The organism is Pseudomonas sp. LBUM1658 (assembly GCF_059716055.1).
Map to the genome: position 1 here is coordinate 1,986,493 of NZ_CP166798.1, position 17,660 is coordinate 2,004,152.

Below are 17,660 nucleotides of genomic sequence, written 5' to 3' on the forward strand. Positions count from 1 at the left end.
GGCACACTTCACCAGTTCAAAATCACCTGGCCACCAAGTCCCGTCAAACCACAGCGCCAACTGGTCGTAGAGTCGAAACAGCACATTCCAGCCTTTATCGTGCGGATTCCGCGCTCATTCGGACACCGATTCCACCAACATCCGGACACTCATTCCACGAGTATCCGGACACCGATTCCGCGGTCATCCGGACACTTTTAGGCAGGAAGCGACGCAGGACTTTTCACTACCATCGACCTCTTTTTTCGAAGCGAAGAGGTCGTCGTGGAGCGTTTATCCATGCGTAAAATCCGAGAGGTCCTACGCCTAAAGTTCGACGCCGACCTCCCGCGCGCAAGATCGCCCCAAGCCTCTGCATCGGCCGTTCCAGTGCAGGTGATTACCTCTGCCGCTTCGCGGCAAGTGGCTTGAACTGGCCCATCGACCTTTCCGATGCCGAGCTAAACCGGCATCTGTTTCGCGCTCCAGTTGACCTGTTCATCACCCGGTACGCCGCGCTGCCGACTCGCATCCGCTTTGATGATGCTGGCGTCCACGGCAAATCCTTCGCCTTTGACCAGGCCTGCGTCCATGCAGCGACGCAGCACTTCATTGAACAACCAGCGAAACAGATCACTGTCCCGAAAGCGGCCGTGTCGATTTTTGGAAAAAGTAGAGTGATTGGGTACTTCATCTTCAAGGCTCAACCGGCAAAACCAACGATACGCCAGGTTCAAATGGGCCTCTTCGCACAACCGCCGCTCTGAGCGAATGCCGTAGCAATAGGCCACGATCAGCATGCGAATCATCAGTTCAGGATCAATCGACGGACGCCCAATCGGGCTATAGAAATCGGCGAGGTAATGGCGCAGGTCGCTCAGATCGAGACATTGATCAATGCTGCGCAGAAGGTGATTTGCTGGGATGTGATCTTCAAGGTTGAACGAGTAAAACAGTCGCTCCTGCCCACTCGATAACTGTCCCATCATGCTGTGTGATCCCCCGCCGGCCAATGCAGATATTTTGCCGCAGGCCAGCCAGGGGAGCTACTTTTTCAACAGAATCGGGTCGATAGCTGTCTGTCACAAATGGCAGGTAACAGCCAGCATCAGACAAATGTCTTCCGAACGCATGAATGGAATGTTGCGTAAGTCCTAAGTTTCAAAGCCCTCCGCCGAAGCGATACTGCCAGACAATGCCAATGACATCGTATTCGCTGCCCGTGCGGGTATGCGCGCCATTACTCGCATACAGCTTTAGCGAATGGTTTAGGTTCAACGGCAGCGTGAGGGTGCATCCGTAGCGTGTGTTTTCCTGAAAATCGTGGTTACTGACCCCATCGACTGAGCTGCTCCCGCCAGCGAAGTAGGTCGCATCCAGCGCAGCCCAAACACCGTTACTAAAGGCATAGATAAGATGCCCCTGTACCTGGTAAATCGGGTTCTGGGAAAGTGCGTGGTCGCCGAGGAACTCGTCATTGTCGGTGTAAAAGGTTCCCGCGCCGGATAATTCCAAGGTCACTGGCCCTAGGCGCTTGGAAATCCCAAGTTCGGGCTTGAATGACCAGCGGTTGTTGCCGAGATTTATCAGCTTACTAGAGTCGTATTGGCCAAGTGGCGCCGTGATCGCCAAGCTGGCGCCGATAATCACATCCTGTTGATAGCTGGGGAATTCAGCCAGGGACAGCGCCGGGGCGCCATATAAGTTGACCGAGAACCGGAATCTTGGATCGATCAGCCCGGTGATATTACGCTCCTTGGGTTCACCGGCGAACAGAGCAGAGCCCGTCAATCTTGCCTCAGGCACGACGATATCGAACTTCCCGGAGCGGCCCCAGACGTCCAGGGATCTGGCAAAGGCAAACACGGCAGTCTTGATGTTGAGCTTGGCATCTTGGAGCGGGATTGAGGGGTTGGCGGTCACGCTGCCATGGAGATCGCTGTAGCCCATGAGCAGGAAATTGATACCGACCGGCGTATTGGCGTAGGACCTGGGTTCGAGATCCTCTGCGACTGCACCGGGGGCTACTATGATGAGCGAAGCGGATGCGAACCGAACCAGCCTAACGACACAGAGTTTGTGTTTCATCCACATTCGCTCGCTTCCTATCAGGCCCCCAGAGTTCTATGTATTGTTGTAGCGCATCTGCATCCGTTTGGCACTTACAGCTGCCACCAGTACTGCGTGGCCGCACTTGCTGTTTGATCGGATACTCCTGGCCGATCGGTGCCTAGGCATACTGTTTATTGGATGAGGTCTGCCCCCCTGGTTTCGTAGACAACTCAAAGTCTTATAACAAGGCGCTGCAAGAGACAGATCGTCTGGGATTTCTCAGACGATATCAACAGGCAGCTGTTGGCCGATTCTGTTGAAAAAGTCGGCTTCGGTTTCCACAGCAGAAAAGTACGCGCCGGAGATTGAAATCCATGCTTTTCGCCAGAATGTTCAGGGCTCAGATTTGACGTAGCAGCATGCAAAATGGACGTTCTCACTGCCCAATGCATGGGCGGCCAGGCCGTGGCGACTTTTTCAACAGAATCGGCCAATTGCAGACCTTCGTGACCGACAGCAATCGGCCCAGACTGTGTAAAAACGTTTTTGAGTAGGTTTCTCGGTCTGAACCGGAATGAAAACCGCGCGCCTACGAAAATTCCAGGTCAGTTGACTAACCAAATGCGAGCAGATTCTACGTAGCAACGTACACCTCAAAACGGTGTCTGCGTTTTTACACAGCCTCGGCCAATAGCGGTCATTCCCGAACGTCTACAAAATCAGGGCCGATTCAATCTGCTGATCAATCCCCAAGGTACCCGTTCGATCCGCAGACTTACGGGTACCTTTGGGTGCGCTTTCCCGCCGTCCGACACCGCCGAGTCTCTCGGACTTACTTCACATCTTCAACTTCATAATTCGCGAAGCCGAATTCGTTGGTCCGCGCGGCCACATATTTGCCACTCGCTTGGAACACGGTGGCCTCGAAGGGCGACCCGCCAAGGGTGGTCACGAGGTGACCGTCTTTGATCTCGTACTTTGCGGGCACCCCGAACTGGCCACCGTGCATCATGTTCAGGTACTCGCCCGAGGCCGGGGCTTTGCCGTCCACGCTGATGATTGATCGCTGACCGTCGGTGCCGTAGGCGATTTCGAACGTCTGGCCGGTCACGGTATTGCGGACATTGAGCGTCTTGCCCACCACAAACGACTGCAGTTCGGCGTTATTGAGCGCCTTGGCGCCTTTGGCCTTGAGATCCGCAATGGTCATACCGGGTTTTGCCGACTTGCTGGCTTGTGCACTGGGCGCGTACCAGATCGGGGAAGTCCACACCCGTTCCTGGACCGTGGAGGCCACTTCACTTGGCGGCACCACTTGCATCTTCATCGCGTCATAGGTGCTCCAACGCGGGGTCGGAATCTGCAAAACCCGGGCGTAGTAGAAGGCGTGTTGGGCCGGATCGAAATCCGGATCCACCCAGACCTTCTTCAGCTCCGTGGCACCGATGGTATTGGTGTAAGTCGCTTTTGAAATATCGACCGTGGAGCCAACCGCTGGCACTCGGCCCGTCGCCGGATCGGGCTTGCGGTCGCCAGACCAGGCAACGTCGTAAATCTTCTCGAAGGTCTGCCCGTTCTTCGTCCAGCCTTTGATGATCTGAATCCTGTCGAGGTTGCCATCGTCGGCGTCCTTAACCGCCCAGACCACGAAGGAGGGCGCTTTGGCAGCCTCATCTGCGGGCAGGTCGCCACCCATCGGTACTCCATTGGTATACGCCGTCCGAACCCAGTTTTTGTCATTCCACAATTGATCGTCGAATTTCCACCCGCCAAACATCCGCACAGTGATGCGCACGCCACTGGTGCCAAATACCTCTTTGCGCTTCATCGCGTCGAAGATCGATTCGCGGGTGTTCTCCTCCGCCCACACGCCGCCGAGGCCGGAAGTGCTGGTCTGCAGGGCGACCATTCCCGAATTGGCCTTGCCCGATAACCGCAGCGCCGGCGTGTTATCGGTAAACCCGTGTGAGCCGAAGTTATTTTCCTGGGAATAGGGGACGACGGTGTTGTGCGAGTCGCTGGCGCCCACGACGCCCATCTTGAAAGGATTGAAGCCGCGCGTTTCCTGGAGGGCCATGCCGTTCTGCCAGGCTTGCCGAATGTAGCTGCCGTTCAGCTTGGAGGTGCTGTTATCCAAGCCGATCAGGAAACTCATGACTTCGTAATTGGCGAACTCATCGGTCGGCGAGAGTTCGGGGTGCGTCTCGGAGGTTCCCTTGACCTGGTGGATCTCGGTGAGGAATTCATTGCGCATCCGCGTTTCAGCCCACGCGGCGTCGATGGGGCGGCCGCGGTCGTCCACCTCCACTGGAAACATCAGGCCGTTGCTGAGGTTTGCGTTGTGCGAAATCGCGAGCACCTCGTTCCCCTGCTTGCGCTGGGCATCCATCCAGGCCCAGAGGTCCTCGGGCTTGGATGAGTCGAGCGCGGTGAACGGCAGGACCGGCACCTTCTTCGAGTCTCGGAAGAAGATATTGCGGTGCATGTTCTGGTTGTTGGGCGCCGAAGTCCATTCATAAGCAACGAACGTCGTGAATTTGCCAGGTTGATAGTATTTATCCGCGATGGCGATGTTCTGCTGCCAGATGTTGCCCGCAATCTTCGGATCGATGAGTTCCTTGATTGGATGGCTCATGCTGCCGGCAATCCATTTGAAGACTCGATTGAAGTCCGCCGGGGTTTTGGCGATCAGCTTCTGCGCGATGGGGAGCTTGCTGAAATCCGATGTCGGGTCGTTCGCAAGAGCGATGACGCCGACATACTCCGAATGATCGGTCACACCATGGAAATCGAGGGGACGCCCCTTGAGTTTCACGTCAAAACCCACCGGGTGCTTGACCGGCATGCCCAGTGAATACTTGTAGGCCTCTTCCGGCCCGGCGATATGGTTGCCGATGAGATAGGCGTCAATCGACCAACTGGTGTGCGAATGCGTCTGGCCAAAGTACGCTTCGCGGTCGGGATTCTTCTCTGCAGCCAATGCCGGGGTGATAGCGAGCAACAGCGCGGCGGAGCCGAGCAGTGCATGGATGGCGGGATGAGGATCGGCCTTCATGGGATGCAGTCTCCTGGGTAGGTTACTGGCTGGTTGTTGAAGAAAGTCCTGGGTGGAGCTCATTGCAGTTCAGGTCCAAAAATCCGCGACACGCTCGAAGAACCAAAAAGCCGCAAGCGTCCCGAGCACATACGATGCGACGGGTTGCGCCTGGCGGACGGCGAACTCCGGGAACCGGCAGCGCAGCAGCAGCACGCGAGCAGCCAGCACGGCGCCGACGAAGACAAGTTGTCCGACCTCCACGCCGACATTGAAGGTGAAGAGCGCTAGTGGCAGGTCGCGCTGCGGCAGACCGATCTCCGAGAGGGCACCGGCAAAGCCAAAGCCATGCAATAGCCCAAAGCAAAATGCCACCACCCACGGCCAGCGCGCGGTGAAACTGGGCTGGCCGCGATTCATCCGCGCGATTTCGACCGCGAGCAACAGGATGCTCAGCGCGATCGTCGCCTCGACCGGCGGCCCCGGCACATGCACCACGCCAAGCGCCGCGAGCGCGAGCGTGATGGAATGCGCGAGCGTGAAGGCTGTCACCGTCTTCACCAGCATCCAGCCCCCGCGCACGAGCAGCAGCAGGCCGAAGACGAAGAGGAGATGATCGAACCCACCCAGGATGTGCTCGACGCCGTGCACCAGAAACGCACCCGCTACCGCGAATGCGCCGGGTACCGCGGCGATCTCAATCCATGGGCGCGCGGGCCGCACAAGCGTGGTCGATGTCGTGCCGTCGCGCCGCGAGACGCGCACGAGCACATCCGTGATGGTCGCTTGCAGCCCAACGAACTCAATGCGCTGCCCTGCAAGCCCGGCAGCACCGGCATCGATCACGCGCCGCTCGATCAGTGAGTCGTTGAGTTCACTCTGCATCGGCTCGACGACGTTGTGGCAACCTTCAGGAAACCGAAGCACAACCGGGAGTCGCGCTCCCGAGAGCACCGGTGTCCGCCAGAGCACATCGTATCGGCCTGCAGCCGTCTCATTGATCTCCAGGTAGGCCGGTCGCGATTCGTGCGCCTGCACGGCCGATCCCGCAGCGAGCCAAAGCATCACCGCGAACAACCAAAGGAATGATCGGCTGCGCCTCATCGCTTCTCCGTTTGGGCTGCGACTATCCCACTCACCGACGCCGGCTGGGTTACGACGATCTCATAGCGCGCCTTGAGTGCCTCAAACGTGGCTCGCTTCATCTCTGTGCGCTGTTCTGAGAGCCAATCGGCTTTCGCCTGCTCCGCGACAGTCTCGAAGGCCGGCGGCTGGCTCGGCGTCAACGCGTCGATCCAGACGAGATGCCAGCCGTAGCCGGACTCCAGCGGCCCGCGCCACGCGCCGGGCTTTTCCTGGAAAAGGCTGCCTGTGAATTTGGACCCAAATACCCGTGCGACCTGGTCCGGCGTCTGCTCGGCGTAAGCACTCTGGAACATGAATGCATCGCCGCCAACTGCATCTTTGCCCGCCAGCGCCGCGAGTTCCTTGCGTGCTTCCGCTTGCGCGCCCGTGCCGCGTTTGTCCGAGGCGAAAAAGAGATGGTGGAACGTCACGAGCGGCGGCGGCGCGAATCGCGCCTGATTCTTCGCAAACCACGCCTCGACTTCACCCGGCGCAGGTTCGCGGAGCGCCGCCACGTCCTCGGCGAGAAAGTCCATCTTTTGCGCGAGGCGGCGTCGGATGATCGTATCGTCCTTCTCCAGCCCAAGCGCGAGCGCCTCGCGATAGAGGATCTCCTCTTTCACCTGCTCCTCAATCATCCCGCGCATCTCCGCCGCTGTCGGCGGCCGCTGCCAGCGCGCGAGCCACGAGATTTCAATCCGGCGAACGTCGTCCGCGGTGATCTCAATTCGCCGCGACTCTCGGTTTTCCGACGGTCCATACAACCCGCCGTAAATCGCGAAAAGCGCGAACCCCGCAACTATGAAATGCAGCAACGGTTCACGTAGCCAGTGCTGAAGTGGCGACGGGGGCGAAAGGTTGGACTGGGGTGTGTTGGAGTTCATTGAATCAATTCACTCGCACGAGGCTGGACCGCTGCCACGGTCCTTCAACGCCGACAAGATCCATAGTCATCGAGGCTTTCGAGCAGCAGCGTCACCTGATATCGGTATTCGCTTCCGATGAATCACTTCATGGGCCACATCGCCGAACGGATTGGATGAGTCTAGGCGACGATTACGAAGTTTTCACACGGCCTCAGTTAAAGCCGGCTGGGTATGCAACCGCGTACTTTGCCAAAGAGGCCTAGTCACCCGAATAGGCCACGATGAAATGGCTTATAGCACTTCAGACTTTAATTGCATGGTCCAGTCTTAGGACTGGATGAGCGCTTTGCTATACCCCTCAATAAATTCTGTGGGCATCCGCTTGGGCTTTCCGCTAGAGAGCTCTATGCAAACGAAAGTGGTCTGTGCTCGCAACAAGGTCGTGGCATCCGCGGGGCGGATGAGTTGGAAGCGCCGGGTGACTTTCAACCTCTGGTCCGAACACACGACCCAAGTGCCGACTTGCAGCGTCTGTCCTTCGTAGGCGCTGGCGAGATAATCGATTTCGTTTCGTACGACGGCCATGGCTCGGTCCAAGCGCCGGTACTCGCTCAGGTAGAGGCCGAGACTTTGTAGATGATGCCACGTGCAACGCTCCAACCAGCTCACGTAGACCGCATTGTTTGCATGACCGAGGCCATCGATGTCTTCGGCGCTAACGGTGAGATCAAGAACGAAAGGTGTCGGCAAATCCCAACTCATGTAGATATCTCCAGGCTATTGCCGGACTTGCATGCCTCGGCAGACAAACAAACTAGCTCAGTGGCTGCTTAAGTCCTGAGAGCAAGATGCCCACTGCAGCGTCGATCCAATGCTAGATCTTCGGCAGCTACCCGAGTGCGACCGAGAAAGCCCAACGAGAATGACGCACACACCTCCAACTGACAGGTTCTAACTCGTTGAGCAATGCATTCTGGGGAGATACAGAGTGTTTATTTGATAAAGGGCGCCATTTATTTGATATTTTGCGCCAATCACTTTTGACTTTGGCTAATCCATGACCACCCGCAGCATCAGCCTGTACGGTGCCCGCGAGCTGCTGCGTGGCGATCCATGGCGAATTGCTCATGCCGCGGCGGTCCCTGTCGAGGCGCTGGACCAGTTGGATACCCTGCTTCCAGTTGGAGGGTCCGTGCAGTTCCTCGACCTGGCGACTAAGGAAACCGGCCGAGAAGACTTTGGTCTGCTGTTGGCCCAGAAGTAAAGTATGGGGCTCGCCCTGCTTAACCGTAAGTGTCGCAGCGCCCTCTACTCCAACTACTCCGCTCCCTGGTCGTGCCTGCCGATGTGTTCCTACCGGCTGGGCTAGCATGCGAATCTGCCTATACTGTCCACATCAAATGATCGGCTATGGAGGCCGGTATGGGAGATCATGACGAGAAGATTGCTGCGGGGGACCCGCTAATGCAGCAGGCTCTGCAAGCATTGCGCATGTACAACGAAGCGAGAGGCGTGAAGCCAGCGGAGGAAATCGAACGCCTGCGCCTAGAAGCGGAAGCACTCATGACGGCGGTGTCGCAGTATCAGCTTCGGGCGCTGGGTGGGCCGGCGCGGACACTTCAATTGCAACGTGGGCTGTGCAGCCGATACCGAAGACTGCGCATTCTTGTGGGCCTCGGTCGGCGATAGGTCGGCAGGCTGATGGGCACATCTCTGTGCGCAACGTTTCACTGCTGATGAGCAGCGAACGTGCTATATGCATTACCACCAAATTTGCCCTCAGCCCCCTCGCCGTCGGGGGGGCAATTGTTGCGCCGCAACTTCAGGATGGCCCTCAGAGTGTCCAACTTGCCGCCAGCGGCAGTCATCCGAGGAGCATCACCATGTTGTACGAAAGCATCGATACCGCGGCCATCAACGACGAAGACCTGCCCTGGGTTCCCTTCGCTCCCTACAGCGACGAAGTCTTCATCAAGTACATCAAGTGCGACCCGGTTCGTGGCGAGACCATCACCCTGCTCAAGGCCCCGGCCGGCACCACGCTGCCCAGGCACTACCACACCGGCACCGTGATCGTTTACACCGTCAAGGGCGGCTGGAAATACCTCGAGCACGACTGGATCTCCAAACCGGGCGGCGTGGTCTTCGAAACCGCCGGCACCAGTCACACCCCCCTCGCGCTGGCCGAGTTCGGCGATGAAATCATCACCCTGAACATCACCCAGGGCGACCTGCTGTATTACGACGAGAACGACAACATCTGCGCCATCGAGAACTGGAAATCGAGCGTGCAGCGCTACCGCGCCTTCTGCGAAGCCAATGACATCGAAGCCAAGGACATCACCAGCTTCTCGGTCTGACCTACCGCGGCGATCCGCCCCCTTCAAGGGATCGCCGACACCTGTCTGACAGCCATTTAAAAATGCCTTGAGAACATAGCTGATCGAGCATTGCTGATGCAGACGCCCCCATTCCCGCTGGAAACCCACATGGCCATACCCAACCTAAAGAACAAGAAAGTACTCATCACCGGTGCCGCCTCCGGCATCGGTCGAGAGGCGGCGCTGGCGTTCGCCCGCCGCGGCGCCCATATCCTTGCCACCGACATCAACTCGGATGCGCTGAAAGATGTCCGTACTGAAGTCGAAGCCCTGGGCGCAGCCTGCATGACTTATAAGCTCGATGTATCGAGCGAGAGTGAAATGCAGGCGTTCGCCGAGCATATTCACACCACGCTGGGGCCCCTCGATGTGCTGATCAACAACGCCGGAATCGGCTACCTCGGCCAATTCCTGCAGAGTGATCTGGCCCATTGGCAACGGGTGATGGATATCAATGTGATGGGCGTGGTGCATGGCTGCTACCACTTCATCCCGCAAATGATCAGGGCCGGAGGTACGCGCCATGTGCTAAACGTCGCCTCGGTGGCCGGCATCTACCCCTCACCAACGATGGCGGCCTATGCCGCGTCGAAACATGCGGTATTCGGTTTCAATGAAGTGCTGAAGATGGAGCTGGCCGATACCGATATCGGCGTGACCACTGTTTGTCCCGGCATCATCAATACACCGATCACCCAGACCCGCAGCAACATTTCGCCGTCGGTCAGCGAAGCACAGCTCGAACGTTTGCATGCTTACTATCAGGCCAAGGGATGTGAACCGGTACTGGTCGCCGAAGGCATGGTGCGTGCCGTTCAGAAAGGCCAGGACCTGTTGCTGATCGGGCCGTTCGCCAGGCTGGTATTCCACCTCAAGCGGCTGTCCTTGGGCCTGATGCGTCGGGTGATGTTAAGCGACGCGCGAAAAATTGGTTACCTCTGATCGTCTAGACAACAAGCAAAACGGAGCACATCGCCATGCTGGGTTTGATGCAGGATCACCCCTTATTGATTTCATCGGTTCTCGAGCACGCCTTGAGTATGCATCCGCAGAGCGAAATCGCCTCGCGCACGGTCGAGGGGCCGATGCATCACTGCAGCTATGCCGATATCGGCCGGCGAGCCAAACAGCTGGCCAATGCCCTGACTGCCCTGGATGTGCAGCCCGGCGAACGGATCGCTACGCTGGCCTGGAATGGCTACCGGCACATGGAACTGTATTTCGGCGTTTCGGGCATGGGCGCGGTGCTGCATACCATCAACCCTCGACTGTTTCCCGAGCAAATCGAGTTCATTGCCAACCACGCCGAAGACCAGTACCTGTTCTTCGATCTGTCGTTTGCCGCGCTCATCGAGCAGCTGGCACCGCGAATGAAGACCGTCAAAGCCTTCATCGCCCTGACAGATCGCGGCCGGATGCCGGCCATCGAGGTGCCCAACCTGCTGTGTTATGAGGAATTGATCGGGGACCGGAGTGAAGCGTTCACCTGGCCACTGCTCGATGAGCGGGCCGCCTCGTCGTTGTGCTACACCTCGGGAACCACTGGCAATCCGAAGGGCGTACTGTTTTCTCACCGCTCCTCGATTCTGCATTCCCTGGCGCTGTGCACGCAGGACGGCTTTGGCCTGTCGTCGGCCGATTCGGCGCTATTGGTTGTGCCCATGTTCCACGTCAACGCCTGGGGCATGCCCTACGCGGGAGCAATGAGTGGTGCCAGGCTGGTTCTGCCAGGAGCGGCGCTCGATGGCCAAAGCCTGTATGAGTTGATGCGTGCCGAGAAGGTGACCCTTGCCCTAGGCGTGCCCACGGTATGGATGGCCTTGCAACAGCATGTCGAAAGCGCAGGGCTGGACCCGTTGGTGGACCTGCACCTGAACCGGGTGGTGATTGGCGGGGCCGCAGCGCCGAGGGCCCAGGTCGAGACGTTCGAAACCCGTTTTGGCACCCGGGTGCTGCATGCCTGGGGCATGACCGAGATGTCGCCGCTTGGCACCGTCTGCAACCCGCTGCCCAAGCATTGCAACGCATCGATCGATGAGCGGCTTGATCTGCAGGCCAAGCAGGGGCGGGCGTTGTTCGGGGTGTCGATGAAGATCGTGGACGAAGCGGGCGCCGAACTGCTCCGTGACGGCAAAGCCGCTGGCCATCTGTTGGTCAGGGGGCCGTGGATTGCCAGCCAGTATTACCGGGGCGAGGGTGGGTCGCTGCTGGATGAAGATGGCTGGCTTGGTACCGGCGATATCGCAACCATCGATCCGGATGGCTATATGCAGATCACCGACCGTGCCAAGGATGTCATCAAGTCCGGTGGCGAGTGGATCTCCTCAATCGACCTGGAAAATGCCGCGGTCGGTCATCCGGCGGTGGCGCAGGCAGCCGTTATCGGTATCCCCCATCCCAAGTGGCAGGAACGACCGTTGCTGGTCGTGGTTCTGAAACCGGGTAAAATGGCCAGCAAGGATGAGCTGCTCGGGTTCTTGCAAACCCGTGTGGCGAAGTGGTGGTTGCCGGATGATGTCGCTTACGTGGAGTCGCTCCCGCTTACAGCGACGGGGAAGTTGCAAAAAATGAAGTTGCGCGAACAGTTCCAGGACTATCGTTTCTAGCCATGAAACCGAAGCGGGCAGGCTTGTCCGGCCAATAGTTATGGACCTGGCACGCTCCGTCGAGGCAAAGGCAAAGGCAGAGGTTTATGGTTATCGAGGAGCTATAAATGCGCCTCGGTACGTCGGCCTGCACTTGCACGTCTGCGCATTCAAGGGGTCACCCCGGTTGCCCTTCTACCTCCGTCGTCAGTTCTAACCTGCCCTGACAGAGCCCGGGTACAACAGGTGAAAAGGTGGTCTGCAGCATGCCTGACTCTTCTGACAGCTCTGGGTACATATCAACCGTTAGTGACCGGCAACTATCGGCCCAGAGTGTGTAAAAACGCCTCCGCGAATCCTTGCTATGATTTCTAAGGATTTCATCGCAGGGATCGCCCATGAAGCGCTTTATTCAAGGTGAACATCGAGGCCAAAGCACCTTACTGCCCGAAAGTCTCGACGATTACGTCACGGATACCAATCCGGTGCGCGTAGTCGACGTCTTTGTCGACGAACTCGACCTGGTCAAGCTGGGTTTTGAAGGCGTCATACCGGCAGATACTGGCCGGCCTGTCTAACGTCCTTAGAAGCTTTCGACTTCGCTGCGCAGGTCACAGACTTCCGCCAGGCAATCGTTATCGCTGCACAAAGATAAGGATCGCCGCAGATTTAAGGAGATAACAAATTGAGCTCCATCATCATCGGAGGAACTGTTTTCGCCTGCCTGTTCGGAGCCGCACTAATCGGAATACTGCTCCGCATTCGCCTACCGATTCACCATCTTGATGCCGAATCCAAGGACGTGATCCGTCTCGCAACGGCAGTTGTGGGAACGTTGTCCGCTCTCGCACTTGGGCTTTTGATTGCGTCCGCCAAAAATGTCTATGACAACAACGAGACCGAGCTGCGGACATCGGCCGCACGCATCGTTCTGCTCGACAGGGTCATGGCACAGTATGGTCCAGAGACGTCGGAGGCGCGAACCCGTCTCCATCAGTTGATTGAAACCAGGTTAAGCCAGGGTTGGGGCAATTCGTCCTCAAGGTCGGCCCTTGTCAATCCTTTTGACGAGTCCCCAGGTATCGAGCCAATTCAGGGCGAACTCCGGGCGCTTACGCCCAAAAACGAACCTCAACGGATGCTTCAGGCTCGCGCACTGGAGGTTAGCGGACTTTTGGCGGAAGCGCATTGGATGCTTGTCGAGAGCAACACGGAAGGGCTGCCGACTGCATTTCTCGTCATCCTGACTTTCTGGCTGGCCTGGCTGTTCGCGACGTTCGGCCTCCAGGCTCCGGCAAATCCCACTGTGATTGGCGTCATGTGCATCTGCTCCATGTCGGTTGCTGCTGCGGTCTTTCTGGTTGTCGACATGGCTCATCCTTACATCGGGGTGATCCATGTCTCGGATGCCCCGTTGCGGTCTGCTCTCATGTACATCGGGAAGTAATTTCACCGTGCGGACGGCATCGGACATCCGGGGGGCCGCACGCTTACGGTCAAACTGTCCGCGACGCCGACTTAGGCGAGATACCGCGTGAGTGCCGCGCTGTACGTCTACACCCGAACAGCGGCGAGTCCGGCCTGCGCGACCATCGATGGGACAATCAGCAACACCACGCCGATCGCAGCTCACACCCGATTTATAGCGCCTAATTCCTCTCGCGCTCCGGATCTGTTTAACAATGGTTAGGAGCTGCTAACGCTATTGGTGCTGCCTTAGGCTCCGGTCCGAGCTTGAAGGTCATGTCCTGTGTCGCGCGTGAATTACCGACCTCATAGAATCGCGTATACGCGACGATCTCCCCTTGGGTAGTTGTCAATCGAAACAGTAAGAAGGGAGATTTTCAGGCTTTTAGCAAGATCGTCGAGAGTCAGCGTCGGTATCTGGCGGCTAACCGCCTGCTTGATGGTGAACTATCATTCAGTGAGGTTGCGGCGGTACTTTAGAAACGGATTCTTATTTGATGTGTCGATCATGGCAAACGCTTTTGATCTGGGCTTCTATGATGACTTGGTCCCACACCCTTAAGCCGGACGATCTTGTCCGGTTCAAAGGAATGGATCTTCGATACACCTTAATCGAGCCTATGACCTCTTCTCCAGCGTGGATCACGCTGCGAGCACTGCGACTCGGTGTACAAGGCAGTCCCTTTGGCCAAGGGCCAGACGGCTCTTTGCATTCGTTGCGCGGCCATTCTGGATCGCGGGGAGTCGTTCAGCGTTCAACAACTGCTGGCACTGTCCATCAGCGCGGCGCTGTTGTTTGTGTTCGCCAACGCGTTCCCGATCATGACCATCAGTCTGCAAGGTCTGAGTAATCAAGCGACACTGTGGCAGTCGGTGCAAGCCCTGGCGCAAGGAGAGATCAGCGTAATAGCGGCGGTGACAGGGCTGGCAATCATCCTCGCGCCACTCCTGCAAATCTGCCTGTCGTGCTGGGTGCTCAGCTTTGCTCTGGGCGGGCGCGCGGCTCCCGGCTTCAAGAACTGCATGCGGACCCTGGAGCACTTGCGGCCCTGGAGCATGCTCGAAGTGTGCTTGCTGGGTATTCTGGTGGCTATCATCAAACTGGCGGGCATGCTCGATGTGCATCCGGGGGTGGGATTGTGGGCGCTGGCCATGCTCACCGTGCTGATCATCCTGATTTCCGGTAAAGGCATCCGCAGGCTGTGGAAGGATCTGGAGGACGTTATTTGATGAACATGCCGCCCTATGCCAGCCAGTTGAATCTGACCTTGTGCCATACCTGCGGCCAGGTCTGCCCGGCGGCGGACCCGAGCTGCTCTCGTTGCGAATCACCCCTGCATCGACGCAAACCCAACAGCATTTCGCGTACCTGGGCATTTTTGCTGGCCAGCCTGGTCTTCTACATCCCGGCCAACGTGATGCCGGTGATGTATACCGACATTTTTGGCAGCGGCAGCGAAAACACCATCTTCAGCGGGATCGTCGAGTTCTGGAGCGCAGGGGAATGGGACCTGGCGCTGCTGATTTTCATTGCCAGCGTGGCAGTGCCCTGCATGAAGTTCCTGGTGCTCGGCACGTTGCTGATCAGCTGCCAGCGCCACAGTCGCTGGGCCATGCGCGAGCGGGCGAAACTCTATCGACTGATCGAAGTGATCGGTTACTGGTCGATGCTCGACGTGCTGGTGGTGGCCGTGATCGCCGCCCTGGTGCAATTCAAATCCCTCAGTACCATCGATCCGCGGATCGGTATTCTATTTTTCGGTCTGGTGGTGGTTATGACGATGTTCGCTGCCATGAGTTTCGATCCCCGGCTAATCTGGGACGCAGAGGTTGAAAATGACTGATCATCCAAGTTCCACCGCCGCGCCGGCTCCAGGTACTCCCGAGGTCAAGCGTCGACGTTTCAATGTGTCCCTGGTGTGGCTGGTGCCGATTGTCGCGGCCCTGGTCGGGTTGTCCATGGTGATCCATAACGCAAGAACGGAGGGGCCACAGATTACCGTGAGCTTCCTGACGGCCGAAGGGCTGGTGGCGAACAAGACCCAGGTCAAATACAAGAACGTGGTCATCGGCAAGGTGACCTCGATTACCTTGCGCGAGGACCAAAGCCATGTCGATGTGATCATCGACCTCGAAGGTTTCGCCAAATCCTTTGCTACTGAAGATACGCGCTTCTGGGTCGTGCGGCCGCGTATCGGCGCCCAAGGCATCTCGGGGATCGATACGCTATTGTCCGGGTCCTTTATCGGTGCCGATGCCAGTGAGTCGAACAAGCCGCAAAAAGCGTTTGTCGGCCTCGAAACTCCGCCGTCGATTATCTACGGTGAGCTAGGCACCCGTTACACCTTGAAAACCGACGACCTTGGCTCGCTGGATATCGGCTCGAGCGTCTACTACCGGCGTATTCCGGTGGGTGAAGTGGTGTCCTATCAGCTCGCGGATGACGGCAAAAGCGTCGAAGTGCAGATCTTCATCCATGCCCCGAACGACAGGTTCGTGACCCGCGACAGCCGATTCTGGAACGCCAGCGGGGTGGATGTCAGCCTGGCCGCCGACGGCCTGAAAGTGAACACCGAGTCGCTGGCCTCGATTCTGGCCGGCGGGATCGCTTTCGTGGAACCCAAGTACAGCCCCAATCCCGTGATCGCAGAAGAAAACACCCGGTTCACCCTGTTCAACGACCAGCAAACGGCCATGGCTCCGGCCGATGGCGAGCCACACTACATCCGCATGCGCTTCGATCAGCCCTTGCGAGGTCTGGTGATCAATGCACCGGTGGAGTTTCACGGGATGAACCTGGGGCGGGTGGTATCGGTTGACCTGGACTATGACGAGGTCAAGAAAAGCTTCCCCACCCTCATTGGCGCCGTGATATATCCCAGCAGGCTGGGTAAGGCCCATGAAAAAATGTTGAAGAACCGGGACGTCAACGACGAGGCCATGGCGGTACAAGTAATGGGGCAGTTCGTCGCGCGGGGGCTCAGAGCCCAGGCCAGGACTGGCAACCTGATCACCGGCCAACTCTACATCGCCCTGGATTTTGTCCCGAACGCCACACCGGTGAACTTCGACGTGGCGGCACGACCCGTGGAGATTCCGACGGTACCGGGCAGCCTGGATAAACTTCAGGAGCAACTGCAAGCCGTCGTCGACAAGATCAGCAAGCTGCCGATCGACCAGATTGCCGCCAACCTCAATGGCACCCTCAGCGACCTGCAGAAGACCCTCAAGCAGGTCAATGGCGAAGTGTTGCCGCAGATGCGCGATACCCTGGTGCAGACCAAGAAAACCGTGGCCTCGGCCAATGACAGCTTTTCCGAGGATTCACCGCAGCGCCAGCAATTTGGTCAGGCGATGGATGAGGTCCAGCGTACCGCGCGTTCGGTGCGGGTGCTGACCGATTTCCTGGGCCGGCATCCCGAGGCGCTGATTCGCGGACGGATCAAAGACAACAAGCCCGACGGATATAAATCATCGTCTTCATCTTCCAGAGACATTGACCAGGAATGAACCCCATGACTATTCGCTCCCTGGCCATTTTCGCCACCCTGGGCCTGAGCGCCTGCACGTCGGCACCGACCCATTACTACACCCTGGTGCCGACTGCGACGGACACTGCTGCGCGCACCCATGTAGCCGCGCCAGCCTTTCAGTTCGAGATGCTGCCGGTGCGCATCCCGGTTTCGGTCGACCAGCCGCAGGTGGTGGTCCGCCAGGGCAGCGGAGCCCTGGCGATCCTCGAAACCGAGCGCTGGAGCGCGCCGCTGGCCGATGAGTTCCATGACGCCCTGGCCAGCCAGATGGAGCTCAAGCTGGGTACCCGTGACCTGGCGGGCCTGCCCAAGATTCCCGGCCGCGAAGTGCTCTCGCTGCAAACCGACGTCCGGCGTTTCGACTCGTTGCCGGGCCAGTACGCCTTGATCGATACGGTCTGGAGCATCAGCCTGCGCGGCGCTGGCGAAAAATCTCGGAGCCTGACGTGCAGTAGCATCATCCGCCAACCCGCCGGCCCCGGAGTGCAGGATGTGGTGTTGGCCCATCAGCAGGCCATTGGACAGTTGGCGAGCGCTATTGTAGGTACCGCACGTAGCTGGTCAAAACAGCAGGGAACAGCTTGTCCTTAGGTCAAGATGGCGGCGGAGACACCGGGTGCCAAGTGCTAATGCACCGA

Annotated in this window: 15 protein-coding genes and 3 pseudogenes; 12 read left to right on the forward strand and 6 right to left on the reverse strand. The window is 58.2% G+C overall.

Translation table 11 applies throughout. The features are described 5' to 3' along the window. Positions 1-279: 279 nt before the first annotated feature. Positions 280-458 (forward strand): annotated as a pseudogene (locus tag ACA064_RS09080) (IS21 family transposase); the annotation flags it as partial. A 3-nt stretch (positions 459-461) separates the two neighbouring features. On the opposite strand, the pseudogene ACA064_RS09085 reads toward ACA064_RS09080, so the two are convergent. From ACA064_RS09085 to ACA064_RS09110, 6 genes and pseudogenes are all read right to left on the reverse strand, one after another. Beyond that, positions 462-968, reverse strand: a pseudogene (locus tag ACA064_RS09085) (transposase); the annotation flags it as partial. Between the two features lie 172 nt (positions 969-1,140). Further along, positions 1,141-2,067, reverse strand: coding sequence for a transporter (locus tag ACA064_RS09090; protein ID WP_497673050.1), 927 nt, complete (start codon positions 2,065-2,067; stop codon positions 1,141-1,143). A 796-nt stretch (positions 2,068-2,863) separates the two neighbouring features. Continuing rightward, positions 2,864-5,086 carry a DUF3604 domain-containing protein gene (locus ACA064_RS09095; protein ID WP_497673051.1) on the reverse strand — a complete coding sequence of 741 codons (2,223 nt, stop codon included), beginning with the start codon at positions 5,084-5,086 and terminating at the stop codon, positions 2,864-2,866. A gap of 69 nt (positions 5,087-5,155) precedes the next feature. After that, on the reverse strand, positions 5,156-6,169 hold the full coding sequence (locus ACA064_RS09100; protein WP_497673052.1) for a HupE/UreJ family protein: 1,014 nt from the start codon (positions 6,167-6,169) through the stop codon (positions 5,156-5,158). After that, the gene (locus ACA064_RS09105; protein WP_497673053.1) at positions 6,166-7,074 is read right to left on the reverse strand and encodes a peptidyl-prolyl cis-trans isomerase; all 909 of its coding nucleotides are present in this window, start codon (positions 7,072-7,074) and stop codon (positions 6,166-6,168) included. Before ACA064_RS09105 ends, ACA064_RS09100 begins: the two co-directional genes overlap by 4 nt. 309 nt (positions 7,075-7,383) lie before the next feature. Next, on the reverse strand, positions 7,384-7,818 hold the full coding sequence (locus ACA064_RS09110) for an acyl-CoA thioesterase (protein ID WP_497673054.1): 435 nt from the start codon (positions 7,816-7,818) through the stop codon (positions 7,384-7,386). A 295-nt stretch (positions 7,819-8,113) separates the two neighbouring features. On the opposite strand from ACA064_RS09110, the gene ACA064_RS09115 reads away from it, so the two are divergent. From ACA064_RS09115 to ACA064_RS09165, 11 genes and pseudogenes are all read left to right on the forward strand, one after another. Further along, on the forward strand, positions 8,114-8,320 hold the full coding sequence (locus ACA064_RS09115; RefSeq protein ID WP_497673055.1) for a hypothetical protein: 207 nt from the start codon (positions 8,114-8,116) through the stop codon (positions 8,318-8,320). A 158-nt stretch (positions 8,321-8,478) separates the two neighbouring features. After that, complete coding sequence (locus ACA064_RS09120; protein ID WP_497673056.1) at positions 8,479-8,745, forward strand: hypothetical protein; 267 nt, start codon at positions 8,479-8,481, stop codon at positions 8,743-8,745. Positions 8,746-8,939: 194 nt separating this feature from the next. Continuing rightward, a complete protein-coding gene (locus ACA064_RS09125; RefSeq protein WP_497673057.1) occupies positions 8,940-9,416 on the forward strand; it encodes a 2,4'-dihydroxyacetophenone dioxygenase family protein in 477 nt (158 codons plus the stop codon). 96 nt (positions 9,417-9,512) lie between these two features. Then, positions 9,513-10,379 carry an SDR family NAD(P)-dependent oxidoreductase gene (locus ACA064_RS09130; protein ID WP_497673058.1) on the forward strand — a complete coding sequence of 289 codons (867 nt, stop codon included), beginning with the start codon at positions 9,513-9,515 and terminating at the stop codon, positions 10,377-10,379. A gap of 35 nt (positions 10,380-10,414) precedes the next feature. Continuing rightward, a complete protein-coding gene (locus tag ACA064_RS09135) occupies positions 10,415-12,043 on the forward strand; it encodes a 3-(methylthio)propionyl-CoA ligase (RefSeq protein ID WP_497673059.1) in 1,629 nt (542 codons plus the stop codon). Positions 12,044-12,420: 377 nt separating this feature from the next. Continuing rightward, positions 12,421-12,594 (forward strand): annotated as a pseudogene (locus ACA064_RS09140) (IS5/IS1182 family transposase); the annotation flags it as partial. A 113-nt stretch (positions 12,595-12,707) separates the two neighbouring features. Then, on the forward strand, positions 12,708-13,469 hold the full coding sequence (locus tag ACA064_RS09145) for a bestrophin-like domain (protein WP_497673060.1): 762 nt from the start codon (positions 12,708-12,710) through the stop codon (positions 13,467-13,469). Positions 13,470-14,155: 686 nt separating this feature from the next. Beyond that, the gene (locus ACA064_RS09150) at positions 14,156-14,719 is read left to right on the forward strand and encodes a paraquat-inducible protein A (RefSeq protein WP_497673061.1); all 564 of its coding nucleotides are present in this window, start codon (positions 14,156-14,158) and stop codon (positions 14,717-14,719) included. Beyond that, on the forward strand, positions 14,719-15,333 hold the full coding sequence (locus tag ACA064_RS09155) for a paraquat-inducible protein A (protein WP_497673062.1): 615 nt from the start codon (positions 14,719-14,721) through the stop codon (positions 15,331-15,333). Before ACA064_RS09150 ends, ACA064_RS09155 begins: the two co-directional genes overlap by 1 nt. Continuing rightward, positions 15,326-16,999, forward strand: a complete 1,674-nt coding sequence (locus ACA064_RS09160) for a PqiB family protein (protein ID WP_497673063.1) — start codon at positions 15,326-15,328, stop codon at positions 16,997-16,999. The genes ACA064_RS09155 and ACA064_RS09160 overlap by 8 nt, the downstream gene beginning before the upstream one ends. 5 nt (positions 17,000-17,004) lie before the next feature. After that, a complete protein-coding gene (locus tag ACA064_RS09165; RefSeq protein ID WP_497673064.1) occupies positions 17,005-17,613 on the forward strand; it encodes a PqiC family protein in 609 nt (202 codons plus the stop codon). The last annotated feature ends 47 nt before the right edge of the window (positions 17,614-17,660 follow it).